Consider the following 25303-nt stretch of genomic DNA (forward strand, 5'->3'; position numbering starts at 1 on the left):
AGCACAAGGCTCCCATTTTTCTGACTGCAGCCTGGCTTACGCCGGTTTGGCCTCGGCCAGTGTCTCCTGCGCCAGTTCCTTCTCGGCTTCTTTCAGGTCTTCTTCGCTGATCATTTCGGCAATCACCCGCAGACGCTCCACCACGCGCGCGTTGACGCTGCCTTCCGGGAACTCGCCCTCCTCGTTCGGCTCACCGGCGGGCTCGCCCACCAGCAGGCTCAGCGCTTCATCCGCCTGACGCACCGCGTAAACGTGGAACTGCCCGGCGCGCACCGCCGCCAGCACTTTCTCGTCGAGCATCAGCGTGGCGACGTTGGCGTGCGGAATGATCGCGCCCTGCTCGCCGGTCAGCCCGCGCGCTTCACAGAGACGGAAGAAGCCTTCGATCTTCTCGTTGACCCCGCCCACCGCCTGCACTTCGCCAAACTGGTTGATCGAACCGGTGATCGCGAAGCACTGCTTGAGCGGGGTTTTCGACAAGGCCGAAATCAATGTGCAAGCCTCGCCCAGCGATGCGCTGTCGCCATCGACATAACCGTAGGATTGCTCCAGGGCGATGCTCGCGGAAATCGCCAACGGGAATTCCTGGGCGTAACGGCTGCCCAGATAACCGGTGAGGATCATCACGCCCTTGGAGTGAATCGGCTGGCCAAGGTTGACCTCGCGCTCGATGTCGACGATGCCGCTGCCACCCGGGTACACCGTGGCGGAAATCCGCGCCGGCACACCGAATGCCGAGTCGCCGACTTCCAGCACCGTCAGACCGTTGCACTTGCCGACCGCCGCGCCGTCGGTGTCGATCAGGATGATCCCCGCCAGCATGTCGTCGAGAATCCGCGCCGACACCCGGCCGGTACGGGTAGCCTTGGCTTTCAGGGCGCGCTCGATGTGGCCGGCGTCGGTCATTTCATCGTTGGCCAGGTGACGGATGAAATCCGCCTCGCTGACCAGTTGGAACAGATCACCGATCCGCGCCGACAAACGCCCCTGGTGTTCGGCCAGACGTGCGCTGTAAGTCGCCAGACGCGCCACTGCGTCGGCGGTCAACGGCGCCATGCCTTCTTCCGACGTGCGGGTTTTCAGCAACTGGGCGAACTGTTCCAGGCTTTCGTCGACCATCGGGATGTCTTCGTCGAAATCCACCAGGACACGGAACATCTCCTGGAAGTCCGGATCGAGGTCCTGCAGCGTGTAGTACAACTGACGCGCGCCGATGATGATGACTTTGACATTCAGCGGAATGAACTGTGGGTTGAGGGTCACGGTCGCGAAACGGCCCATCTCGCCCAGTGGCGATTCCATTTTCAGCTTGCGCGATTGCAGGGCGCGTTTGAGCGCATCCCATACGAATGGCTCGCCGAGCATTTTTTCCGCTTCAAGGATCAGGAAACCACCGTTGGCGCGGTGCAGCGCCCCCGGGCGCAATTGGCGATACGTGGTGTAAAGCGCGCCCTGATCGGTGGTGTATTCGATGCGGCCGAACAGGTTTTCATAAGTCGGATGCGGCTCGAACACCACCGGCGCACCGCCGCTGGCCGGATGGCCGACCACCAGGCTCGGCGCGTATTGTTCTTCCAACAGCTTGCGCGCAACGGCGTCGGTCTTGCTGTCGTCTACCAGTTGCTCGACCACGGTTTTCAGCAGATAGACCTGCACCGCTTGCAGGTAACCGCAAACTGCGGCGTTTTCCGCGTACTTCTCCGACAGCGGTGCGAGCAAGGGCTGCAACGCCAAAGTGATGGTTTCTTCGTTGAGCTGACGCAACTGGTTGCTCGATTCGCGCTTCCACTGCGGCAGGCTGGCGAGTTCTTCGTTCAGGCGTTCCTCGAGGCCGGAAATATCCTCATGGAAACGTTCACGCTCGGACTCCGGCAACTGGGCGAATTCAGCCTCGTCCAGCGCCTTGCCTTCGAGCATCGGGGTGAAGGCGATGTTGCTGCTGTCGCGGTACAGGGCGACGTCTTTTTCCAGGGCCAGACGCTCGATGACGTCCAGTGCCTTGTCATAGCGCTGGTTGAAGGCGCGGTCGATGGCGCTCTTCTTTTGCTGGTAGGACGGGTGTTCGAACACCGCAGGAAAAGTCGACAGCAGATTGTCGATCAAGCCGTTGATGTCGCCGATGAACGCCGCGGCGCTGCCCGATGGCAGCTCCAGTGCACGAGGTTCGCGAGGCTCGTCGAAATTGTTGACGTAGACCCAGTCCGCCGGGGTCTGCAGGCGTTTGCCTTCGGCCTTCAGGTAGCGTTTGACGAACGAGAAACGGCCGGTGCCGGGCTCGCCCATGACGAATACGTTGTAACCGGGGCGTGGCATGGCCACACCGAACTGCAAGGCTTCGACCGCACGTTCCTGGCCAAGCACACCGCGAAAGGGCTCCAGATCATTGGTGGTAGTGAAGCTGAACTGTTCAGCGGAAAACGGACGGGTCAGCGCTTCGGGCGCTAGACGCAAGCTGGCAGCAACAGGATCAGGCATCGGGCTTCCTTAACAATCAGGCGGGGCAGATAGCGGCATTCTGGCGCTGCCCGTGCCCCACTGGCAAGGCGCGCCACACGACAAAGCATAGACAACCGGCCAGCCCCACGGCCGGCCCCGCAAAACCGGGCTGGATCACGAATATGCTGCAAAAAATCACGGAACCACGGGAACCTGCCTAAACTCCAAACTGCGCGGCTGGAACTAATACCGGCCCACTGGCGCCAGAAGGTCTGTACGAAAACTCGCCAAGTGGCGTTTTGATGTAGAGAGCGGGGCCAGAACCCTGTCCATTGGTACGCACATAAAAGAGAACAAAGCTATGAAACGGATTCTTCTCGGTACTCTCTTCACCGCTGTATCCATCAACGCCATGGCTCAGGCGCCAGGCGGTCCGGATTGCGGCTGGGGCAACATGCTGTTCGAAGGTCAGCGTGGCACCCCGGCACACTTCCTGGCATCCACCACTAACGGCACCTCCGGCAACGCGACGTTCGGCATGACTTCCGGCACCAACGGTTGCTCCACCAACGCCTCGCTGACCTACGGCGGCAAATCCTGGTTTGCCATGAATGGCATGATGAACGAGCTGTCCGAAGACATGGCAAAAGGCAACGGCGAAGCGCTGACGACCTATGCCGTGGTACTGGGCGTGGCGCCGGAAGACCGTGCGCACTTCGCCGCCGTCACTCACGAGCACTTCCAGCAGATCTTCAGCAAGGCTGACGTGACCGCCGAAGACGTGCATACCAACACCCTGGCCGTGCTGAAAGCAGACCCTCGTCTGGCCAAGTACGCGACTCAGGCTTAAGCTCGACCCCACCCGCTTCTTTCGGGAAGCGGGTTTTGTTTTTTCGGCCCGCCCTCCTTGGGTCTTTTGTTTCTTTCGACTTAAGTTGCCACCTATGCTCAAACGCCTTGCCTGGCTGGCGCTGTGTGTCTGCGCCCCGCTGTCCGCCGCGCCCCACATCGACCCTCAACGTTTGCAGCAACTGGCCAACGACCGCTTCTGGATTTCCCTCGGCCATTACGAAACCGCCAAGCTCGGCGGCTGGCGCAGCTACGTCAGCGACAAAAAGTTCTTCATCGCCGCCGACGGCAACGAACACCCCGACCATGAACTGGCCGCCACGGTCCAGGCGCTGTACGCCCCGGCCAGTCTCGGTGAGCAACACGCCCAGTGCGTCTACCCGGCCCGCACGCGCTGGCTGAAAGATCAGCTCAACCTGACCGACCTGCCGACGCCGGACTGCGCCGAATTCAAGAAATGGTTCAAGGACGTCTCGCCCCACAGCGCGGTGATGATTTTCCCGGCGGCCTACCTCAACAGCCCGTCGTCGATGTTCGGCCACACCCTGCTGCGCATCGATCAGGCCGATGTGCAGAGCGACAAGACCTCGCTGCTCAGCTACGCGATCAACTTCGGCGCCTACATCGAAGGCTCGGACAACAGCATCCTGTATGCCTGGAAAGGCCTGATGGGCGGTTATCCGGGTCTGTTCGCGCTGGTGCCATATCAGGAAAAACTCTCGGAATACCGCAGCCTGGAAAACCGCGACCTGTGGGAATACCGGCTCAACCTGACACAAGCCGAAACCGCACGCATGGTCGAGCATGTGTGGGAGCTGAAGCAGATTCAGTTCGACTATTTCTTCTTCGACGAAAACTGCTCCTATCGCCTGCTCGAACTGTTGCAGGTGGCGCGCCCGAGCCTGCGCCTGACCGAGCAATTCCCGCTGACCGCGATCCCCACCGACACCGTCAAAGCGGTGAAAGAAGCCGGGCTGGTCGAGCACATCGAATACCGCCCGTCCCGCGAGCGTGAATTGCTCAGCCGCGCAGAGCCACTGACCGGCGAAGAACAGGACTGGGTGCTGAAAGTCAGCGCCGACCAGCAGCAATTGCAGGACCCGGCCTTCAAGGCCCTGCCCCGTGACCGGCAAGCACTGATCGTCGACGCGGCGTATCGGCTGGAGCGCTACCGTGCCAACGGCCAGGAACGTGATCCGCAACGGGCACAGCGCAGTTTTGAACTGCTGCGGGCGATCAACAAGAACCCGGCGCCGGAGCTGCAAATCCCGCAGCCAGGCCTGCCCGAAGATGGCCATGAATCACGCACCTGGCAGGCTGGCCTCGGCACTCGCGGCGACCGCGCGTTTGGCGAGTACGGCTTGCGCATGGCCTATCACGACCTCAACGACAACGCCGAGAGTTTCCCCCTCGGCGCGCAGATCGAAATCCTGCAGATGAAGCTGCGCCAGTACGAAGGCAATCACTGGCAGTTCCAGCAACTGGATCTGGCGACCATCCGCTCATTGACGCCGCGCAATGCGCTACTGCAGCCGCTGTCGTGGCAAGTCACCGGAGGTCTGGAGCGAGTGCCGGGCAAGCATGACGACGAAACCCTGGTCAGCCATGTCAACGGTGGCGGTGGCGGAACCTGGGCGCTGGGTGATGATGTACTGGGGTTTGCGCTCGGCACCGTGCGTGTTGAACACAACAATGATTTCGCCGGGTTCGTTTCCCCCGCAGGCGGTTTCAATACCGGTGTGCTGTGGAAAAATCCGTTGGGCAATCTCAGTGTGGAGGCCAAGGGCGATTACTTCTTCAACGGCGAAGTGCGCCGCAGCCTGAGTCTGAATCAACAGTGGGAGTTGTCTCGCAACCTGGGCCTGCGCCTGAGCGCGCAGCGTGAATTCAGCCATCTGGCCACGCCCGAGACCGAAGTGATGCTGGAAGTGAAGTGGTATCACTACTGAGGTTTTGATCTTCCTTTCACACCCCGTCGACGAATCCGCTTCTAGACTTTCCCTGTCAGCCGGAGAACGGCGCGGGAGAGTCAGATGTGGCGGTGTGCGGGTTTTGTGGGTGTATTGCTGTTGCTGGGTGGCTGTCAAAGCACCCACGAAGATCTGATCGCCAAGGGTTATCCACCGGCGTTCGCCGACGGTTTCGATGACGGTTGCATCAGCGGTAGGCAGGCGGCCGGTTCGATCAGCGGCGAGTTTCGCAAGAACGTGCCGCGCTATCTCAAGGATCCGCAATACGCCGAGGGCTGGAGCGACGGTTTCCGCCAGTGTCAGGCGATGCTGGAAAACAAGGATCGCGAGGAGTATCGCAACGAACACTGGGATGAGCGCGAGCGGGCCTGGCAGCAACAGAAGGATCAGGGCGCCGCGCGGGCTTATCGTTCGCAGTAAGTCGTTTTCAGACATCCGACGAAACCCTTAGCCTGCGACCATGGCCCAACGGTTGTCACAGGAGGTCACCATGAGCCGTGCTTTCGTCAACGAAGACAACGCCGCTGCGCAAGCCGATCAGCCGGTCGAACGGCAGGTCAGCACGCAGCCCAATTACGTCACGCCGCAGGGGCTTGCCCAGTTGCAGGCGAAAGTCGCCGAGCTGCAGACGTTGCACGCCGAACAGACGGCCATGGGCGAACAGGCCGACAAACAGCGGCTGGCCGATCTCGAACGGGATTTGCGTTATTTCAATCAGCGGGTCGGCAGCGCTCAGGTCGCGCCAGCCCCGACGTCCAACGAAAAGGTGCAGATCGGCAGTTGGGTGACCTACGCCGACGAACACAACACCGAGCGCCGGGTGCAACTGGTCGGCGAAGATCAGGCCGATGCCGCCAACGGCCTGATCAACTGGGCCTCACCGCTGGGCCGCGCGCTACTTGGCGCGCGACTCAACGACGAAGTGCTGTGGCAGCGTCCGGCCGGCAATCAACTGATCGAAGTGATCCGCATCGATCTGCCTTAAACCACGCCCTGCGCCAGCATCGCGTCGGCGACCTTGACGAAGCCGGCGATGTTCGCGCCTTTGACGTAGTTGATCCGCCCGTTTTCCTCACCGTAATGCACGCAGGCGTGGTGGATCGACTGCATGATCCCGTGCAGCTTGCTGTCCACCTCGCCCGCCGTCCACAGCAGGCGCATGGCGTTCTGCGACATCTCCAGACCGCTGACCGCCACGCCGCCGGCATTCGATGCCTTGCCCGGCGCGAACAGGATGCCGGCCTCGATAAAGATATCCACAGCCTCAAGGGTGGTCGGCATGTTCGCGCCCTCGGCCACACAGATGCAGCCGTTGCGCAGCAAGGTGCGGGCGGCTTCGGCGTCGAGTTCATTCTGGGTGGCGCATGGCAGTGCGATATCGCACGGCAACGACCATGGCAGCTGACCGGCGCGGAATTCCAGGCCGAATGCGGCCGCCAACTCGCTGATCCGTTCACGCTTGACGTTTTTCAGCTCCAGCAGCGCCAGCCACTGCTCTTCGCTCAGGCCGGCCTCGCAATACAGCGTGCCTTCGGAATCGGACAGGGAAATCACCTTGCCGCCCAGATCCATCACTTTGCGGGCCGCGTATTGCGCTACGTTGCCGGAGCCGGAGATCGCCACGCGCTTGCCTTCAACGGTCTGCTCGCGGCGCTTGAGCATTTCCTCGGCGAAATACACACAACCGAAACCGGTGGCTTCCGGGCGGATCAGGCTGCCGCCGTAAGTCATGCCCTTGCCGGTCAGCACGCTGGTGAACTGGTTGCTCAGGCGTTTGTACTGACCGAACAGGAAACCGATCTCCCGTGCGCCGACACCGATATCGCCCGCCGGCACGTCCACGTCGGCGCCGATGTGGCGGTACAGCTCACTCATGAACGCCTGGCAGAAACGCATGACTTCAGCGTCGCTCTTGCCCTTCGGATCGAAGTCCGAACCACCCTTGCCGCCGCCCATGGGCAACGAAGTCAGGGAGTTCTTGAAGGTCTGTTCGAAGGCGAGAAATTTCAGCACGCCCATATTCACCGAGGGATGGAAGCGTAAACCGCCCTTGTACGGGCCGATGGCGCTGTTCATCTGGATGCGGAAGCCCCGATTGACCTGCACCTTGCCCTGATCGTCGACCCACGACACCCGGAACACCACCGCCCGCTCCGGCTCGCAGATGCGCTCCAGAATCCCCGAGGTCAGATAGTGCGGATTGGCTTCGAGAAACGGCCACAGGCTGCGCAGGACTTCTTCGACGGCCTGGTGAAATTCGGGTTGATCCGGATCGCGTTTTTTCAGACGGGCGAGGAAGGATTCGACGGATTCGATCATGGGAAAAGTCTCGGCAAATTTGTTGTCGTTGGAAGAGATTGAGCCGGACTGTAACAAACGATCTGTACACAGCAACAGACAAAAATGTCGCATTTATGAAAACAAATAGTACACACGCTATAAATCATGGCGGATTGCAGGCAAAAAAAAGCGGAGCCCGAAGGCTCCGCTTTTTCATGCAACCAACCTGAAATCAGGCCAGTTTCTTGTGGCGTACCCGGTGTGGCTGGGCCGCTGCTTCGCCGAGGCGTTTTTTGCGATCGGCTTCGTACTCGGTGTAGTTGCCTTCGAAGAACACCGCTTGCGAGTCGTCTTCGTACGCCAGGATGTGCGTCGCGACGCGGTCAAGGAACCACCGGTCGTGAGAGATCACAATGGCGGCGCCCGGGAAGTCCAGCAGGGCTTCTTCCAGGGAACGCAGGGTTTCAACGTCGAGGTCGTTGGACGGTTCGTCGAGCAGCAGGACGTTGCCGCCCTCCTTCAGGGTCAGCGCCAGGTGCAGACGACCGCGCTCACCACCGGACAGGTCCTTGACGAACTTCTGTTGATCGCCGCCCTTGAAGTTGAAGCGACCGACGTAGGTACGCGACGGGATCTCGTAGTTGCCGATGCGGATCTGGTCGGAACCGTCGGAGATCTGCTGGAACACGGTCTTGCTGCCGTCCAGGTCTTCGCGGCTCTGGTCAACGCAGGCCAGTTGCACGGTTTCGCCGATCTCGATGCTGCCGGAGTCCGGAGTTTCCTTGCCCATCAGCATGCGGAACAGGGTCGATTTACCGGCACCGTTACCGCCGATCACGCCGACGATGGCGCCTTTCGGCATGGAGAACGACAGGTTGTCGATCAACACGCGATCGCCGTAGCCCTTGGTGACGTTCTTGAATTCGATGACCTTGTCGCCCAGGCGCGGACCGGCCGGGATGTAGATCTCGTTGGTTTCCGAACGCTTCTGGAATTCCTGCGACTGCATTTCTTCAAAGCGCTGCAGACGTGCCTTGGATTTCGACTGGCGGGCCTTGGCGCCTTTGCGCACCCACTCCAGTTCTTCCTTCATGGCTTTTTCGTGGGCCGATTGCTGCTTGGATTCCTGGGCCAGACGATCGGACTTGGCTTCCAGCCAACCCGAGTAGTTGCCCTCATAAGGAATGCCCGCGCCGCGGTCGAGTTCCAGAATCCAGCCGGCGACGTTGTCCAGGAAGTAACGGTCGTGCGTGATCGCTACCACAGTGCCCGGGAAGTCGTGCAGGAAGTGTTCGAGCCACGCAACGGAGTCGGCGTCCAGGTGGTTGGTCGGTTCGTCGAGCAGCAGCATGTCCGGGGCGGACAGCAGCAGACGGCAAAGGGCCACACGACGTTTTTCACCACCGGACAGGTGTTCGACCTTGGCGTCCCAGGCCGGCAGACGCAGCGCATCGGCGGCGACTTCCAGTTGACGCTCCAGGTTGTGACCGTCGCTGGCCTGCAGGATCGCTTCGAGCTTGGCCTGTTCGGCGGCCAGCTTGTCGAAATCGGCGTCCGGGTCGGCGTAAGCGGCGTAGACCTCGTCCAGACGCGCTTGCGCATCCTTGATCACGCTGACCGCTTCCTCGACCACTTCACGCACGGTCTTGGTCGGATCAAGTTGCGGCTCTTGCGGCAGATAACCGATGTTCAGTTCCGGCATCGGGCGCGCTTCGCCTTCGAATTCGGTGTCGACGCCGGCCATGATTTTCAGCAGCGTGGACTTACCCGAACCGTTGAGGCCGAGTACACCGATCTTGGCGCCCGGGAAGAAGGACAGAGAAATGTTTTTCAGGATTTCCCGCTTCGGCGGAACAACTTTGCCCAGCCGATGCATGGTGAAGACGTATTGAGCCATGGAGAACCTTGGGTCAGTGACAGATGAATGATTGGAGCGCAGGCGATGCCCGGCCAGACCGATGCGCGTCGTTCACTTGACCACTTGATGGCCATCAATGCGTGCGCGCTGAAAAAGTCTGAGTCTAGGAGCTGGAACGCTCCCGCGTAACCGGCAAAGCTACCTGAATGACAGAAGGCAGTCCAGCCGAGCGGGGCTGGCACTTCGCCACAACTCAAGGCATGCTAGCCGCCCTTTGGGCGTCCGGCTTATAGTGCACGTCGCGCCAGTCCAGCCAAACCGCAGGATTACAGCTTGTCCAATGTCACTCCGCCAGCCTCTGTGAGCAGCACCCAACCGGCGCCCGGCTCGTCCCTGCGCGGAACATTGAAAGGCGCGCTGGCGACGCTGGTGCTGATGCTGCTGGCATTGCTGTTCTGGCAACTGCTTGATCAGCTGCGCGAAACCCAAAAAAACCAGCGTCAGTACACCATCGATTACACCGCCGATCTCGCCTCGCAAGTCAGCCTGAACATGTCGCTGAACGCGCAGATCGCGCTCAATCTGCTACCGATCGTCGAACAGCCGCAGTCTGCCGACGAACAGCAGGCGCTGCTGCGCAAGCTGCAGAAATCCTTGCCTGACCTGCAGAGCATGGCCTTGCTCAGCCCGTCGGGGAAAATCCTCAGCGACAGCGCCACCGATAGCAAGGACGCCGACTACCTCAGCGATCTGGTGCGCCGCAGCCACGCCCAGGCACATTATTTCAGCAACGCCGATGACGGCTCGGTGGTGCATCTGTTATTGCATCAGGCCAGCGGCAGCACGCGCGGCTACTGGGCCCTGCGCCTGACCCCGACCTTCTTTGCCTCGCTGACCAAACAGGGCGAGACCGGCATCCGCCCGCTGTGGCTGGTGGAAAACCGCATCAATCACCAGATCATCAGCCGTGACGAAGGCCTGCCTTCCACCAAGGCCAGCACCCTGACACCCGAAGATCTGGCCAACAGCGTGCTGACCGTGCCGCTGAGCAGCAGCGACTGGCAACTGCGCGGGCTGTTCGACCGGCAACATGTGCTCGAAGAGCTGCTGCCGGCGTTCATCGGCAAATGCCTGCTGGGTCTGGCGCTGTCCCTGCTGCCGTTCATTGCCTTGCTGAACATGCGCCGCCGTCAGCGTCAGGTGCATGAAGGGCGCCGTCGTTATCAGGATATTTTCGAAGGCACCGGCGTGGCGCTGTGCGTGCTGGATCTTTCGGGACTGAAACAGGTTTTCGAAAAAAACCAGATCCAGACCGGCGACCAGCTCAAGGCCTGGCTCGATCAACCGCAACAGCGTCAGCAATTGCTGCAGGAACTGCGAGTCACCGAGGTCAATCAGGTGGCGCTGCAACTGCTCAACGTCAACTCCTGCGACCACGCCTGGCAACTGCTGATCGACGGTCACCCGCACAGCCAGTGCGCGATCGGCAATCAAGTGCTCGATGCCGTACTCCAGCAACAAAAGCAGCTGGAACTGGAAATCAAACTGCCGGACATCAACGGCCGCGACCAGCACCTGTGGCTGGTGCTGCGCCTGCCTCATGAGCAACACGACTACAAAGCCGTGATCCTGAGCATCAACGACATCACCAGCCGCAAGCTGATCGAACTGTCGCTGCTGGAGCGCGAGGGCTTCTGGTCGGACGTGGTGCGCACCGTGCCGGATCACCTGTACGTGCAGGATGTGATCAGCCAGCGGATGATTTTCAGCAACCACCACCTGGGCCAGACCCTCGGTTACAACCGCAGCGAACTGCACCAGATGGGCGAGTACTTCTGGGAAATCCTCCTGCACCCGGAAGACGCCGACTATTACCACCGCTCGCGGCAAATGCAGCGTCACGCCGGTTACAGCCAGTTGCTGCAATGCCAGTTGCGTTTCCGCCATCGCGACGGCAAGTGGCGGCGTTTCGATATCCGCGAACAGGCGCTGGCCCGGGACAAGCACGATCAGGTCACGCGGATCATCGGCGTGGCCAAGGACATCACCGAGCAGATCGAGGCCAGCGAATCCCTGCGCGACAGCGAGCAGCGCTACCGGATGCTCGCCGAAAGCATCAGTGACGTGATCTTCTCCACTGACAGCAAGCTGTCGCTCAACTACGTCAGCCCGTCGGTGCAAGCGGTGCTGGGCTACGACGCCGAGTGGATTTTCCAGAACGGCTGGCAGTCGACCATCGCCAACCCGCAGCAACTGAACGGCATCTATCACCTGATGGACAGGGTCAGCAAAGCCCTGGACAAACCCGAGCAACTGGCCATCCTGCGCAGTCAGGTGCAGACCCAGATGTTCCTGTTCGACTGCCTGCGCGCCGATGGCCGCAAGATCCCGATCGAACTGCGCCTGGTGCTGGTGTGGGACGAACACGGCGCCTTCGAAGGCGTGCTCGGGGTCGGTCGCGACATCAGCCAGCAACGCCGCGCCGAAAAAGACCTGCGCATGGCGGCCACGGTATTCGAGCATTCGACTTCGGCGATCCTGATCACCGACCCGGCCGGTTACATCGTTCAGGCCAACGAAGCGTTCAGTCGTGTCAGCGGTTACGCGGTGAGCGAAGTGCTCGATCAGTTGCCGAACATGCTCACCGTCGACGAACAACAGGACGCACACCTGCGTTACGTGCTCAAGCAATTGCATCAGCACAGCACCTGGGAAGGCGAAGTCTGGCTCAAGCGGCGCAATGGCGAGCATTACCCGGCGTGGGTCGGCATCACTGCGGTGCTCGATGACGAAGGCGACCTGGCGAGTTATGTGTGCTTCTTCAGCGACATCAGCGAGCGCAAGGCCAGCGAGCAGCGCATTCACCGCCTCGCCTACTACGACGCCCTGACTCACCTGCCGAACCGCACGCTGTTCCAGGATCGCCTGCACACCGCGCTGCAATCGGCCGACCGGCAGAAGTCGTGGGTGGTGCTGATGTTCCTCGACCTCGACCGTTTCAAACCGATCAACGACTCCCTCGGCCACGCCGCCGGCGACCGCATGCTCAAGGACATGGCCACCCGGCTGCTGGCCTGCGTCGACGATGACGACACCGTGGCGCGGATGGGCGGCGACGAATTCACGTTACTCCTGCAGCACCGCTCCAGCCGCGAGATGGCGCTCAATCGTGCGATCCATGTGGCCGAGCAGATTCTTGGCAGCCTGGTGCGGCCGTTCGTGCTGGAGGGACGCGAGTTCTTCGTCACCGCCAGTATCGGCATCGCCCTGAGCCCGCAGGACGGCAACGAACTCAGTCAGCTGATGAAGAACGCCGACACCGCGATGTACCACGCCAAGGAGCGCGGCAAGAACAACTTCCAGTTCTATCAGGCCGACATGAACGCCAGTGCGCTGGAACGTCTGGAGCTGGAAAGCGACCTGCGTCATGCCCTGGAGCAGAACGAATTCGTGCTGTATTACCAGCCGCAGTTCAGCGGCGACGGCAAACGCCTGACCGGCGCCGAAGCCTTGCTGCGCTGGCGTCATCCGCGACGCGGGCTGGTGCCGCCAGGGGATTTCATTCCGGTGCTCGAAGAACTCGGACTGGTGGTGGATGTCGGCGACTGGGTCATCAGCGAAGCCTGTCGTCAGCTCAAGACCTGGCACCAGAGCCGCGTGCGCGTGCCGAAAGTCTCGGTGAACATCTCCGCCCGGCAGTTCTCCGACGGCCAGCTCGGCACGCGAATCGCCACCATCCTCAAGGAAACCGGCCTGCCGCCGGCGTGCCTGGAGCTGGAGCTGACCGAAAGTATCCTGATGCGCGAAGTCAGCGAGGCGATGCAGATCCTCGCCGGCCTGAAGAACCTCGGCCTGAGCATCGCGGTCGACGACTTCGGCACCGGTTACTCATCGCTGAACTACCTCAAGCAATTCCCGATCGACGTGCTGAAGATCGACCGCACCTTCGTCGACGGCCTGCCGTCCGGCGAGCAGGACGCGCAGATTGCCCGGGCGATCATCGCCATGGCCCACAGCCTCAATCTGGCGGTAATCGCCGAGGGTGTGGAAACCCATGAACAGCTGGACTTCCTGCGCGAGCACGGTTGCGACGAGGTTCAGGGTTATCTGTTCGGGCGACCGATGCCGGCCACCCGCTTCGAAGCGCAGTTCAGCAATGACGCGCTGTTCATGTTCGACTGAAGATCTGCGGGGCGGTCTTCGCGAGCAGGGATTGATATCGATCACGGAATCCTGCCGCCAACCCGGCTATTGTGCGAACCGGCTGGCCAGGAAAAGGCCGGCACGGACGCCACATATCTGGTCATGAACGCCACTTGTCTGCGACATGATGTCGTTTCATATGCCATCCAAAACCCGTTGGGTTAGAATGCCCCCCTTTTCTGCCCCCGATCCTTGAGGACCGCCATGTTCAGCCGTGATTTGACTATTGCCAAGTACGACGCCGATCTTTTTGCCGCCATGGAGCAAGAAGCCCAGCGCCAGGAAGAACACATCGAGCTGATCGCTTCGGAGAACTACACCAGCCCAGCGGTGATGGAAGCTCAAGGCTCGGTACTGACCAACAAATACGCCGAAGGCTACCCGGGCAAGCGCTACTACGGTGGTTGCGAGTACGTCGACGTTGTCGAGCAACTGGCCATCGACCGCGCCAAGGAACTGTTCGGCGCCGACTACGCCAACGTTCAGCCGCACGCCGGTTCCCAGGCCAACGCCGCTGTCTACCTGGCCCTGCTGTCGGCCGGTGACACCATCCTGGGCATGAGCCTGGCTCACGGCGGTCACCTGACCCACGGCGCCAGCGTTTCCTCCTCCGGCAAGCTGTACAACGCCATCCAGTACGGCATCGACGCCAACGGCCTGATCGACTACGACGAAGTCGAGCGCCTGGCGGTTGAACACAAGCCGAAAATGATCGTGGCCGGTTTCTCTGCCTACTCGCAGATCCTCGACTTCCCGCGCTTCCGCGCCATCGCCGACAAGGTTGGCGCGTACCTGTTCGTCGACATGGCTCACGTGGCCGGTCTGGTCGCCGCTGGCGTTTACCCGAACCCGGTTCCGTTCGCTGACGTCGTGACCACCACCACCCACAAGACCCTGCGCGGTCCACGTGGTGGCCTGATCCTGGCCAAGGCCAACGCCGACATCGAGAAGAAGCTGAACTCCGCGGTATTCCCGGGCGCCCAGGGTGGCCCGCTGGAGCACGTGATCGCCGCCAAGGCGATCTGCTTCAAGGAAGCACTGCAGCCTGAGTTCAAGGCTTACCAGCAACAAGTGGTGAAAAACGCCCAGGCCATGGCCGGCGTGTTCATCGAGCGCGGTTTCGACGTGGTTTCCGGCGGTACTGAAAACCACCTGTTCCTGCTGTCGCTGATCAAGCAGGAAATCTCCGGTAAAGACGCCGACGCCGCTCTGGGCAAAGCGTTCATCACCGTGAACAAGAACTCCGTGCCAAACGATCCACGCTCCCCGTTCGTCACTTCCGGCCTGCGCTTCGGTACTCCGGCTGTGACCACTCGCGGCTTCAAGGAAGCAGAGTGCAAAGAGCTGGCCGGCTGGATCTGCGACATCCTGGCTGACCTGAACAACGAAGCGGTGATCGACGCCGTTCGTGAAAAAGTCAAAGCCATCTGCAAGAAACTGCCGGTATACGGCGCTTAATTGCGACGTTAAAACCGCAGCATGAAAAACCGGCCAGTGATGGCCGGTTTTTTTTTCGCCCGTAAAAAAGTTTCGGACTGCGAATGGCTCAAGGTCGGGGCATTGCGCCCAACTGGTCAGACCGGTCATGCCAATTCGTCATTTTTCACTTGCGATCCGTAAAAAACAGCGCCTAGACTGCACCCGCACTGGACATACCGGTAAGACCACAATAATTAAGTCCTGAATCTGATGCGCCCCGCGCACGGCAGCCAGGACACCGACCAGGATTCCTCCCATGCTCAGATGGTGCTCGCGTTCAATCTTCCTCCAAGTGGTTCTCGGACTGGTGCTCGGCATCGTCTGCGGGCTGACCCTTCCTGAATACTCGGCCCAGCTCAAACCGCTCGGCGACGGTTTCATCAAACTGATCAAGATGCTCATCGGCCTGATCGTGTTCTGCGTGGTGGTCAGCGGCATCAGCGGCGCCGGCGACCTGAAGAAGGTCGGACGCATCGGCCTCAAGTCGGTGATCTACTTCGAAGTGCTGACCACCATCGCCCTGGTGATCGGTCTGGTGTTCGCGTTCAGCACCGGGATCGGCAGCGGCGCCAACATCCATCTGGAGCAACTGTCCGCCGCCGACATGGGCGACATCGCCGAACGCGGCCAGCACATGCACACCACCACCCAGTTCCTGATGGACCTGATCCCGACCTCGGTACTCGGCGCCTTTGCCGACAACAACATCCTGCAAGTGCTGTTGTTTTCGGTGCTGTTCGGCAGCGCGTTGAATCTGGTGGGCGAAGCCGCTTCCGGGATCTCACGGCTGATCAACGAACTGAGCCATGTGATCTTCCGGATCATGGGCATGATCGTGCGTCTGGCACCGATCGGCGTGTTCGGCGCCATTGCCTTCACCACCAGCAAATATGGCCTCGACTCCCTGCAGCATCTGGGCAGTCTGGTCGGCCTGTTTTATCTGACGTGCATCGCTTTCGTCAGCGTGATTCTCGGTCTGGTGATGCGCGCCTCCGGCCTGCGCATGTGGCCGCTGCTCAAGTACCTGCGCGAAGAACTGCTGATCGTCATGGGCACCGCCTCCTCCGACGCCGTGCTGCCGCAGATCATGCGCAAACTCGAACACCTGGGCATCGGCAGCTCCACCGTCGGGCTGGTGATTCCGACCGGTTACTCGTTCAACCTCGACGGTTTTTCGATCTACCTGACCCTGGCCATCGTGTTCATCGCCAATGCCACCGGCACACCGCTGGCCATGACCGATCTGCTGACGATTCTGCTGGTGTCGCTGATTACCTCGAAAGGCGCCCACGGCATTCCGGGTTCGGCGCTGGTGATTCTCGCCGCCACGCTGACTGCGATTCCGGCGATTCCGGTGGTCGGTCTGGTGCTGGTGCTGGCGGTGGACTGGTTCATGGGCATCGGCCGGGCACTGACCAACCTGATCGGCAACTGCGTCGCCACCGTGGCCATCGCCCGCTGGGAAAAGGACATCGACGTGCAACGGGCGAACAAGGTGCTCAACGGCGAGCAGGGCTATAACTTTCAGCCGAGAAAAACGGCCGCTCAAGCGGCGGCCAAAGAATTCTGAATGACCGCCGTGCCTGCGCACATGCAGGCACGGCTCATGGAGCGAACACGTGATTACTACATCAACCGTCGTCAACTCAGTGGTAGAAAAACTCCGGGCCGCCCTCGCCCGCGGCCAGTGGCGCTCCGGCGAGATGCTGCCGGGCCAGCGCGAACTGGCCGAACAGCTGGGCATCAGCCGCCCGAGCCTGCGCGAAGCGGTGATCGTGCTGGAAACCCTCGGTCTGGTGCGCTCGATGCCGGGCAAAGGCGTGGTGGTGCTCGACGCCCAGGCCAGTGATAGCCAAAACCACGACAGCGCCGTGGCCGGCGCCAGCCTCGAAGACGTGCTGCAACTGCGCTACACCCTCGAGCCGTTCATCGTTGGTCTGGTGGCGCAGTCGATCAGCAGCAAGGAAGTCGGGCAACTGCGCCTGACCCTGATGGACATGCGCGAAGCCCTCGAAGCGGGCGACAGCGAGGCCGGAGTCAGCGCCTACATCGCTTTCCACGAAGAACTGTTCACCCTGACCTCGAACCCGATCTTCCAGAGCGTGGTGCAGCAGACCAGCAATGCACTCAAGCAGAGCGCCGAAGTGCTGCGCAACTCGCCTGAACATCTGGCCGAACGCCTTGAGGAAAACGAAGCCGTGGTACGCGCGATCCGCAGCAAGAACAGCGCCCAGGCCAGCGCCGAAATGCGTCGGCACATCCTGCGTGAAGGACAGCGCATGGGTATCGAACTGAATATTCCGGATGACAACCTGAACACCTGAAGCGCCTCACACTGGAGACCGGCCATGAACAGTCTTGCCACGCCGTCGAACCCACGCCAGACCTCGGCGGCCCTGCCCTTCTCCCGCCTGCACGCGCCGGTGGAGGATCTGTATCCGCGACTGTTCGATGCGATCCTCGAACAGCGTCTCGATGCCGCCAGCCGTTTTACCGAGGAGAGCCTGAAGCAGATGTTCGGTGTCAGCCGCGCCGATGTGCGCCGGGTGCTGACCCAACTATCCCACGAACAGATCATCGTGCTGCGGGCCAACCATCGGCCGCGCGTTGCCGCGCCGGATACCGAGCAGACCCGTCAGGCCTTGCACGCCCGGCGCCTGGCCGAGAACACGCTGGTGCGACTGGCTTGTCAGCATGCGCAGGCTGAAGATCTGAAGCGCCTGCGAACCTTGATCGAGCGCGAGCGCCAGGCTGTGGATAAAGATCGACGCGGTGCGGCGATTCGCCTGTCCGGGGAGTTTCATTTGCAGCTGGCGAAAATGGCGGGCAATGCACCGTTGGCACATTTTCTCGGCACGTTGGTGCCGCTGACCTCACTGGCGATTGCGCGTTGCATTGAAACCACGCACAGCTGTTGCGGCTGGCAGGATCACGCCCGGATCGTCGAGGCGATCGAGCGTGATGACGCCGCCGAGGCTGTGTCGCTGATGAACCGTCATCTGGATCATCTGGAACAGACGATTCTCAGCGGCTCCACGCACTGAGACAGCGGCGGAATCAGTTCGCCGCCACCCTGGCAAACCCCGCCCGGATCTTCTCTTCCGGCAAATCATCGGCGATAAACACGATCACGCTTTCCCGCGCCTCGCCTTCGGCCCACTCGGAGTCCCAGTCGAAGCCGTAGAGTTTCAGCACGCCCTGAAACACCAGCCGCCGATCCTCACCCGCGATGTTCAGCACGCCTTTGTAGCGCAGCAATTGCTTGCCGTGCTCTTCCAGCAGCTCGTTCATGAATTCGCTGAGCTGATCGATATCCAGCGGCTGATCGGTACGCAGCACCAGGCTGGAAATCCGGTCGATGGACGGCGCCTTGCTGACCGGCCGCAAACTCACCCCGCCGCCGAGATCGGCGTTCAGGTTGAAACCGCGCACATCGAGCAATTCGGCCAGATCGATGTTGCCGTGCTCGACCACGCGGATCGGCGCACGACGGTTGATGCGGGTCAGGCGCTCGCTGAGCGCGGTGAACGCGGCCTCGTCCACCAGATCGGTCTTGCTCACCAGCAAGCGGTCGGCAAAACCGATCTGTGCCTGGGCGATGGTCTGGGTCAGGTGCAGCTCGGCGTGAGCGGCATCCACCAACGTGATGATGCCGTCGAGCAGGTAACGCTCGCGCAGTTCTTCGTCGATGAAAAAGGTCTGCGCCACCGGGGCCGGATCGGCCAGGCCGGTGCATTCGATGACCAGCCGATCGAAGGCGATTTCACCGCTGTCCAGCCGTTCGAGCAACAGGTACAGAGCCTTGGTCAGGTCGGTGTGGATGGTGCAGCAGACGCAGCCGTTGGCCAGGGTCATGACTTGCACCGGCTCGTCGCCCAGTAGTTGGGTGTCGATGCCGGCGTCGCTGAATTCGTTTTCGATCACGGCGATTTTCAGGCCGTGCTCGGCTTTCAACAGATGGCGCAGCAAGGTGGTCTTGCCGGCGCCGAGGAAACCGCTGAGCACCGTGACCGGGATGGGAGAAGACAAACTCGATCTCCTTCAATTGCACAAATAAAAATGGGAGCAGGCCGAAAGACCTGCTCCCACCTCACTTCTGGTAAACCGCGATCAGCGGCTCAACAGCACTTCGGCCCACCCTTGCCACCGTAACGGGCTTCCTGACGTTCGCGAAAGAACATCTCGTAGCTCATCACCGGTTTGTCCGGGTGTTTGGTTTGCATATGCTCGACGTACGTGTCGTAGTCGGGCATGCCGACCATCAGGCGCGCGGCCTGACCGAGGTATTTACCGAGGCGACTCAGGTCATTGAACATGGTGCAATCCTCTGGTTACGCGTCCGGCAGGGCCTGGAACGGCGATTCTTTATCCGTACGCTCTTTTTTGCCCCAGGCGGCGATGCCGACCTTGAGCGCATAGAACAGGATGCTGAATACCACGAACAGGAACAGCGCGGTCAGCGTTGCGTTGGTGTAAGCGTTGAAGATCACGTGCTGCATCTGTTCGACGCTCTTGGCCGGCGCGATCACTTGCCCTGCGGCCAGTGCATCGCTGTATTTCTTGGCCAGCGACAGGAAGCCCACGGCCGGGTTGGCGTCGAACAGTTTGATGAAGCCTGCGGTCGTGGTGCAGATCAGCAGCCAGGCAGCCGGCAGCAGGGTGACCCAGATGTAGCGCTGGCGCTTCATCTTGATCAGGACCACGGTGCCGAGCATCAGCGCGATACCGGCCAGCATCTGGTTGGAGATACCGAACAGCGGCCACAAGGTGTTGATGCCGCCCAGCGGATCGATCACGCCCTGATACAGCAACCAGCCCCACATCGCCACACAACCGGCGGTGGCGATCAGGTTGGCGGTCCAGGATTCGGTGCGCTGCAGCGCCGGTACGAAAGAGCCGAGCAGATCCTGCAGCATGAAGCGCCCGGCACGGGTGCCGGCGTCCACCGCGGTCAGGATGAACAGCGCTTCGAACAGGATCGCGAAGTGGTACCAGAACGCCATGGTGTTTTCACCCGGCAGGACACTGTGCAGGATCTGCGCGATACCGACCGCCAGGGTCGGTGCACCGCCGGCACGGGCCAGTATGGTGGTTTCGCCAATGTCATGGGCCACGGCTTGCAGCGCATCCGGGGTAATTGCAAAGCCCCAGTTGCTGACAGCGGTCGCCACCGCCACCACATCACCGCCAACCACGGCAGCCGGGCTGTTCATGGCGAAGTACACGCCTGGCTCGATCACCGAAGCGGCAACCATGGCCATGATCGCCACGAACGATTCCATCAGCATGCCGCCGTAACCGATGTAGCGGGCGTTGGTTTCGTTATCCAGCAGTTTCGGCGTGGTGCCGGACGAGATCAGTGCGTGGAAGCCCGATACCGCACCGCAAGCGATGGTGATGAACAGGAACGGGAACAGACCGCCCTTCCATACCGGGCCGGTGCCGTCGACGAACTGGGTCAGCGCCGGCATTTTCAGCTCGGGCATGGTGACCAGGATGCCGATCGCCAGGGCGATGATGGTACCGATCTTGAGGAAGGTGGAAAGATAGTCACGTGGCGCGAGGATCAGCCAGACCGGCAACACAGCGGCAACGAAGCCGTAACCGATCAGCATCCAGGTGATTTGCACACCGGTGAAGCTGAAGGCCTTGGCCCACACCGGGTCAGCGGCAATCTGCCCGCCCAGCCAGATCGAGCCGAGCAGCAGAATCACGCCGATCACCGAGATCTCGCCGATGCGGCCCGGGCGGATGTAGCGCATGTAGATGCCCATGAACATCGCGATCGGGATGGTCGCCATCACGGTGAAGATGCCCCACGGGCTCTCGGCCAGGGCTTTTACGACGATCAGCGCCAGCACCGCAAGGATGATGATCATGATCAGGAAGCAGCCGAACAGGGCAATGGTGCCGGGGATGCGGCCCATTTCTTCACGCACCATGTCGCCCAAAGAACGACCGTTGCGACGGGTGGACATGAACAGGACCATGAAGTCCTGCACCGCGCCCGCCAGCACCACGCCGGCAATCAGCCACAGCGTGCCGGGCAGGTAGCCCATCTGCGCCGCCAGTACCGGGCCGACCAGCGGCCCCGCGCCGGCGATGGCCGCGAAGTGGTGTCCGAAGAGAATGTGTTTGTTGGTCGGAACGTAGTCCAGACCGTCATTGTTGAGCACGGCGGGGGTGGCCCGGCGTGGATCGAGTTGCATCACATTGTTTGCGATGAACAGGCTGTAGTAACGGTACGCAACCAGATAAATGGCCACGGCGGCGACCACGATCCACAAGGCGTTGATCGCCTCGCCACGGCGCAATGCCACTACGCCCAGGGCGCACGCTCCTACGATTGCCAGCACTAGCCAGGGTAAGTGGCGCAGCGGGCTATTATTATTTTTCATTTTATTATTCCAGCCAGGGTGGACAAGAAAGACAGCCACCTCGAGTTTAGCGCTGTTGGCGGCAAAGACCATACCCGACATTGGTCTGACGCCCTGCCCGACTGGCAGCGTTTGACGTGGCGGGTCTATAGTCAGCGTACCGTCAAGAGGATCGCGCCATGAGCGAGCACCCGTCCGAGCGTCGCCGCTTCAAACGTATCGCGTTCGATGCCAGAACCGAATTGAGCCAGGGTGAATATATCTGGCCGGTGAAGCTGATCGACCTGTCGCTCAAGGGATTATTGATCGAGCGGCCGGAGCCGTGGCTGGGGGATGAAACGCAGGACTTCAACGTCGACATTCACCTGAGCGACGACACCGACATCCAGATGGATGTGCAACTGGCGCACGACGATCACGGGCAATTGGGCTTCCAGTGCCGGCACATCAGCCTGGAATCGATCCAGCGCCTGCGCCGCCTGATCGAACTCAACCTCGGGGATGAGGCCGAGCTCGAACGGGAGCTTGGCGCGCTGATGGAGCTCTGATTACTCGAAGAGTGAATCCAGCGCCTGCTCCAGACGCGTTACCGCAATGATCTGCAACCCTGCCGGCGCTTCTTTTGGCGCGTTGCCCTTGGGCACGATCGCGCGCTTGAAGCCGTGCTTGGCGGCTTCTTTCAAACGCTCCTGACCACTCGGCACCGGGCGCACTTCGCCGGACAGGCCGACTTCGCCGAACACCAGCAAATCGTGGGGCAACGGCCGGTTGCGCAAGCTCGACATGACCGCAGCCATCAACGCCAGGTCGGACGCGGTTTCCAGCACCTTCACCCCGCCGACCACGTTGAGGAACACGTCCTGATCGTGGGTCGGAATGCCGCCATGGCGATGCAACACCGCCAGCAACATCGCCAGACGATTCTGATCCAGACCCAGCGTGACCCGACGCGGGTTGGCCAGATGACTGTCATCCACCAGCGCCTGGACCTCCACCAGCATCGGCCGGGTGCCTTCCCACGTTGCCATCACCACGCTGCCCGGGACTTCTTCCTGAGCGCGGGTGAGAAAAATCGCTGAAGGGTTGGAGACTTCTTTCAGGCCCTTGTCGGTCATGCCGAACACGCCGAGTTCGTTGACCGCGCCGAAACGGTTTTTCACCGCCCGCAGCAGGCGCAACCGGCCATCGGACTCGCCTTCGAAATACAGCACGGTGTCGACCATGTGCTCCAGAACACGCGGGCCGGCCAATGCGCCTTCCTTGGTCACGTGACCGACCAGGAAAATCGCCGTGCCGCTTTGCTTGGCGTAGCGCACCAGCAACGCCGCACTTTCGCGCACCTGGGACACGCCGCCCGGTGCCGATTGCAGTTGTTCGGTGAAGATCGTCTGGATCGAGTCGATCACCATCACCTTGGGTTTTTCCTGGCGGGCGGTGGCGATGATGGTTTCGATGCAGGTTTCAGTCATGACCCGCAGTTGATCCTGCGGCAGCCCAAGTCGACGTGCGCGCATGGCGACTTGCTGCTGGGATTCCTCACCGGTGACGTACAGCGCCGGCATGCTCTTGGCGAGGTTGCACAGGGTCTGCAGCAGAATCGTCGATTTGCCGATACCCGGATCACCGCCGATCAGCACCACCGAGCCATCCACCAGACCGCCGCCAAGCACTCGGTCGAGCTCGCCGGAGGCTGTGGAAAAACGCGGAATCTCTTCGATGCTGACTTCGGCCAGAGTCTTGATCTGGGCCTGCTGCCCTGCCCAGCCGGTGCGCCCGCTCGGGGCGGCGGCACCGCCGCTCTCGACCATGGTTTCGGTCAGGGTGTTCCAGGCGCCGCATTCGCCGCACTGCCCGGCCCACTTGGGAAAGGTTGCGCCGCACTCGGTGCAGCCGTACATGCGCTTGGCCTTGGCCATCTGAACCCCCGGCAAAAACCGCGATGATAACGCAGCCGTCACCGATCAGCGCGGCGCGCCGGTGCGGATTTCCCCGCTGGCCAGACGCGCGGCGCTGTTGTCGGTCAAACCCCGACAGTTGCCGGGGTGTGAAAGGGTCACTGTCAATCGACCAGTTTGGCCGCCAGGGCCTTGACCCGATCCAGGTCGCCCTTGGCCACTTTGGTCACCCCGGCGCCGTACTCCGGATCGGCCTTATAGAGGAAGGACAGCATGATGTGCTTGCTCTCGTCATCCGTGCTCGCCAGCGAACCGCCGAAGCTCTCGATCAGATCCTGGCGTTCCTTCTTGCTGAACGAGCGATACAGATCACCGGCCTGCTTGAAGTTCTGCTCACGCTGGATCTTCGCCTGTTGCGTGCTGCCCTGCAGGGCGGTCTGGCTATAACGTGCACTTTGCGTCTCTTCACGCGGTTGCAGACGGCTTGGCTGGTAGTTGACACCCGAATGGCTAGCGCCAGCATTCATCGCGCCATCCTGATTGCCGTTGTTGACCGCCACTTTCGCAGCATTGATCGGCAATTGCAGGGCATTGGCGCCAAGGCGATACATCTGGGTGTCGGCATAGGCGAATATCCGGCCTTGCAGCAAACGATCTTCAGATGGCTCGATTCCCGGCACAACATTCGACGGCGCCATGGCCACTTGTTCAGTTTCCTGGAAGACGTTCGAAGGATTACGGTTCAGGACCATTTGTCCAACTTTTCGCTCCGGAATACCGGGCCAGATCTTGGTTGCATCAAGAGGATCGAAATCAAACTTGGACAAGTCTTGCGGTTTCAGAACCTGAATGTACAAGTCCCACTTCGGAAAGTTACCCTTTTCGATATTCGCCACCAAGTCATTTGTCATATGACTGTAGTCACGCCCCTGAACTTTCACGACTTGTTCAGGATCGAGATTCTTGATTCCCTGCAAACTTTTCCAGTGAAACTTGACGTAATGCACTTCCCCCTTGTCGTTGATCAACTTGTAGGCGTGCACACTGTTGCCGTCCATTTCACGATAACTGGCTGGTGTCCCTGAGTTGGAATACAGCTCGGTCAATGTACGAGTGGCTTCAGGTACATGGGAGAAGAAGTCGAAGCGACGGGAATCATCATCCAGATTGGTGCGCGGGTCTGGTTTGAAGGCATGCACCATGTCCGGAAACTTGATCGCATCGCGGATGAAGAATGTCGGGAAGTTATTGCCGACCAGATCCCAGTTGCCGTCAGCGGTGTAGAACTTGGTCGCGAAGCCCCGTGGGTCCCGCAACGTTTCCGGAGAGTGGTTGCCGTGCACCACGGCCGAGAAACGCACAAACACCGGTGTGACCTGGCCGGCGGTAAACACCTTGGCCTTGCTCAGGTCGCTCAAGTCGTTGGTCGCGGTGAACGTGCCATGAGCACCGGTGCCCCGGGCATGCACTACGCGCTCGGGAATACGCTCGCGGTCGAAGCGCTGCAGCTTCTGGATCAGTTGCACGTCCTGCAACAGCACCGGGCCGTTGGCACCGGCGGTTTGCGAGTTCTGGTTGTCGCCCACCGCTGCGCCATTGTCCCGGGTCAGGGGCGCGGCATTAGCGGAAAGGGACAGCAGGCTGGCGGCCAATACGCCGACGGTACGGCGGAGGGGAAATCCCCCTGAGGCAAGCATGGAGTTCATTTCAGGTTCCTCTGTTGTTTGAGGCGCATCCAGGTGCGCCAACCAGAGGCTAGAGAGTCACGACGGCGAACATAAATAGAAAATCCACACTCCCGTGATTGAGAAAAATAGCTTCTCGATCAGGGCCTTACGGAGTAATTCGCGCGCGATTAGTGGCACTTTGCAAACTAATCGCGAATTGATGTGTCGATAAAAGCGAGCATTGTAAGAAGGTGTTTCGCGCAGGACGCGTTTTGCTGATTTACACTGC

At 60.9% G+C, this 25303-nt stretch carries 18 protein-coding genes; 10 read left to right on the plus strand and 8 right to left on the minus strand.

The window, feature by feature from the left end; all coding sequences use genetic code 11:
- Window positions 1-36: 36 nt before the first annotated feature.
- Window positions 37-2475 (minus strand): Lon protease family protein, encoded by a 2439-nt coding sequence (locus tag DLD99_RS24795; protein ID WP_114885637.1) that lies wholly within the window; start codon window positions 2473-2475, stop codon window positions 37-39.
- Window positions 2476-2797: 322 nt separating this feature from the next.
- Between DLD99_RS24795 and DLD99_RS24800 the strand changes: the two genes are divergently transcribed.
- The 4 genes from DLD99_RS24800 (at window position 2798) to DLD99_RS24815 (ending at window position 6240) form a co-directional block, all read left to right on the plus strand.
- Window positions 2798-3286 (plus strand): DUF3015 domain-containing protein, encoded by a 489-nt coding sequence (locus DLD99_RS24800; protein WP_007950971.1) that lies wholly within the window; start codon window positions 2798-2800, stop codon window positions 3284-3286.
- A gap of 94 nt (window positions 3287-3380) precedes the next feature.
- Window positions 3381-5234 carry an Lnb N-terminal periplasmic domain-containing protein gene (locus tag DLD99_RS24805; RefSeq protein WP_114885639.1) on the plus strand — a complete coding sequence of 618 codons (1854 nt, stop codon included), beginning with the start codon at window positions 3381-3383 and terminating at the stop codon, window positions 5232-5234.
- An 84-nt stretch (window positions 5235-5318) separates the two neighbouring features.
- Window positions 5319-5675, plus strand: a complete 357-nt coding sequence (locus tag DLD99_RS24810; protein WP_114885642.1) for a hypothetical protein — start codon at window positions 5319-5321, stop codon at window positions 5673-5675.
- 70 nt (window positions 5676-5745) lie between these two features.
- Window positions 5746-6240: a GreA/GreB family elongation factor gene (locus DLD99_RS24815; RefSeq protein ID WP_114885643.1), complete on the plus strand. Its 495-nt coding sequence runs from the start codon at window positions 5746-5748 to the stop codon at window positions 6238-6240.
- Here the strand turns inward: DLD99_RS24815 and gdhA are convergent.
- Both gdhA and ettA read right to left on the minus strand, forming a co-directional pair.
- Window positions 6237-7574 carry an NADP-specific glutamate dehydrogenase gene (gene gdhA / locus DLD99_RS24820; protein WP_114885645.1) on the minus strand — a complete coding sequence of 446 codons (1338 nt, stop codon included), beginning with the start codon at window positions 7572-7574 and terminating at the stop codon, window positions 6237-6239. The two genes, DLD99_RS24815 and gdhA, sit on opposite strands and share 4 nt — an antisense overlap.
- 193 nt (window positions 7575-7767) lie before the next feature.
- Window positions 7768-9432: an energy-dependent translational throttle protein EttA gene (gene ettA / locus DLD99_RS24825; protein WP_007950976.1), complete on the minus strand. Its 1665-nt coding sequence runs from the start codon at window positions 9430-9432 to the stop codon at window positions 7768-7770.
- A 294-nt stretch (window positions 9433-9726) separates the two neighbouring features.
- On the opposite strand from ettA, the gene DLD99_RS24830 reads away from it, so the two are divergent.
- From DLD99_RS24830 to DLD99_RS24850, 5 genes are all read left to right on the plus strand, one after another.
- Window positions 9727-13575, plus strand: a complete 3849-nt coding sequence (locus DLD99_RS24830; protein ID WP_114885647.1) for a bifunctional diguanylate cyclase/phosphodiesterase — start codon at window positions 9727-9729, stop codon at window positions 13573-13575.
- A 225-nt stretch (window positions 13576-13800) separates the two neighbouring features.
- On the plus strand, window positions 13801-15054 hold the full coding sequence (gene glyA / locus DLD99_RS24835) for a serine hydroxymethyltransferase (RefSeq protein WP_007950978.1): 1254 nt from the start codon (window positions 13801-13803) through the stop codon (window positions 15052-15054).
- A 277-nt stretch (window positions 15055-15331) separates the two neighbouring features.
- Window positions 15332-16645, plus strand: coding sequence for a C4-dicarboxylate transporter DctA (locus tag DLD99_RS24840; RefSeq protein ID WP_085732867.1), 1314 nt, complete (start codon window positions 15332-15334; stop codon window positions 16643-16645).
- A gap of 49 nt (window positions 16646-16694) precedes the next feature.
- Complete coding sequence (locus tag DLD99_RS24845; protein WP_114885649.1) at window positions 16695-17399, plus strand: FadR/GntR family transcriptional regulator; 705 nt, start codon at window positions 16695-16697, stop codon at window positions 17397-17399.
- Window positions 17400-17423: 24 nt separating this feature from the next.
- Window positions 17424-18119, plus strand: a complete 696-nt coding sequence (locus DLD99_RS24850; protein WP_114885651.1) for a GntR family transcriptional regulator — start codon at window positions 17424-17426, stop codon at window positions 18117-18119.
- Between the two features lie 13 nt (window positions 18120-18132).
- On the opposite strand, the gene yjiA is transcribed toward DLD99_RS24850, so the two are convergent.
- The 3 genes from yjiA to DLD99_RS24865 form a co-directional block, all read right to left on the minus strand.
- Window positions 18133-19104, minus strand: a complete 972-nt coding sequence (yjiA, locus tag DLD99_RS24855) for a GTPase (RefSeq protein ID WP_114885653.1) — start codon at window positions 19102-19104, stop codon at window positions 18133-18135.
- Between the two features lie 89 nt (window positions 19105-19193).
- Entirely contained in the window at window positions 19194-19391 is a 198-nt protein-coding gene (locus tag DLD99_RS24860) for a YbdD/YjiX family protein (RefSeq protein WP_003228401.1), read from the minus strand.
- Window positions 19392-19406: 15 nt separating this feature from the next.
- Window positions 19407-21473 (minus strand): carbon starvation CstA family protein, encoded by a 2067-nt coding sequence (locus tag DLD99_RS24865; RefSeq protein ID WP_114885654.1) that lies wholly within the window; start codon window positions 21471-21473, stop codon window positions 19407-19409.
- 158 nt (window positions 21474-21631) lie between these two features.
- On the opposite strand from DLD99_RS24865, the gene DLD99_RS24870 reads away from it, so the two are divergent.
- Window positions 21632-22000 (plus strand): PilZ domain-containing protein, encoded by a 369-nt coding sequence (locus DLD99_RS24870; RefSeq protein WP_085712214.1) that lies wholly within the window; start codon window positions 21632-21634, stop codon window positions 21998-22000.
- Here DLD99_RS24870 and radA read toward each other — a convergent pair whose 3' ends face one another.
- The gene (gene radA, locus DLD99_RS24875) at window positions 22001-23368 is read right to left on the minus strand and encodes a DNA repair protein RadA (protein ID WP_114885656.1); all 1368 of its coding nucleotides are present in this window, start codon (window positions 23366-23368) and stop codon (window positions 22001-22003) included.
- 143 nt (window positions 23369-23511) lie between these two features.
- A complete protein-coding gene (gene katB / locus DLD99_RS24880; protein WP_114885658.1) occupies window positions 23512-25053 on the minus strand; it encodes a catalase KatB in 1542 nt (513 codons plus the stop codon).
- Window positions 25054-25303: the final 250 nt, after the last annotated feature.

The organism is Pseudomonas kribbensis (genome assembly GCF_003352185.1).
GTDB lineage: Bacteria > Pseudomonadota > Gammaproteobacteria > Pseudomonadales > Pseudomonadaceae > Aquipseudomonas > Aquipseudomonas kribbensis.

Bases quoted from the DNA above. Each gene is read 5' to 3' on its own strand.
- DLD99_RS24850 (WP_114885651.1), top strand. From the start codon at position 17,424: ATGAACAGTCTTGCCACGCCGTCGAACCCACGCCAGACCTCGGCGGCC.
- gdhA (WP_114885645.1), bottom strand. From the start codon at position 7,574: ATGATCGAATCCGTCGAATCCTTCCTCGCCCGTCTGAAAAAACGCGAT.
- DLD99_RS24860 (WP_003228401.1), bottom strand. From the start codon at position 19,391: ATGTTCAATGACCTGAGTCGCCTCGGTAAATACCTCGGTCAGGCCGCG.
- DLD99_RS24840 (WP_085732867.1), top strand. From the start codon at position 15,332: ATGCTCAGATGGTGCTCGCGTTCAATCTTCCTCCAAGTGGTTCTCGGA.
- ettA (WP_007950976.1), bottom strand. From the start codon at position 9,432: ATGGCTCAATACGTCTTCACCATGCATCGGCTGGGCAAAGTTGTTCCG.
- glyA (WP_007950978.1), top strand. From the start codon at position 13,801: ATGTTCAGCCGTGATTTGACTATTGCCAAGTACGACGCCGATCTTTTT.
- DLD99_RS24795 (WP_114885637.1), bottom strand. From the start codon at position 2,475: ATGCCTGATCCTGTTGCTGCCAGCTTGCGTCTAGCGCCCGAAGCGCTG.
- DLD99_RS24805 (WP_114885639.1), top strand. From the start codon at position 3,381: ATGCTCAAACGCCTTGCCTGGCTGGCGCTGTGTGTCTGCGCCCCGCTG.
- radA (WP_114885656.1), bottom strand. From the start codon at position 23,368: ATGGCCAAGGCCAAGCGCATGTACGGCTGCACCGAGTGCGGCGCAACC.
- DLD99_RS24800 (WP_007950971.1), top strand. From the start codon at position 2,798: ATGAAACGGATTCTTCTCGGTACTCTCTTCACCGCTGTATCCATCAAC.
- katB (WP_114885658.1), bottom strand. From the start codon at position 25,053: ATGAACTCCATGCTTGCCTCAGGGGGATTTCCCCTCCGCCGTACCGTC.
- DLD99_RS24810 (WP_114885642.1), top strand. From the start codon at position 5,319: ATGTGGCGGTGTGCGGGTTTTGTGGGTGTATTGCTGTTGCTGGGTGGC.
- DLD99_RS24865 (WP_114885654.1), bottom strand. From the start codon at position 21,473: ATGAAAAATAATAATAGCCCGCTGCGCCACTTACCCTGGCTAGTGCTG.
- DLD99_RS24870 (WP_085712214.1), top strand. From the start codon at position 21,632: ATGAGCGAGCACCCGTCCGAGCGTCGCCGCTTCAAACGTATCGCGTTC.
- DLD99_RS24815 (WP_114885643.1), top strand. From the start codon at position 5,746: ATGAGCCGTGCTTTCGTCAACGAAGACAACGCCGCTGCGCAAGCCGAT.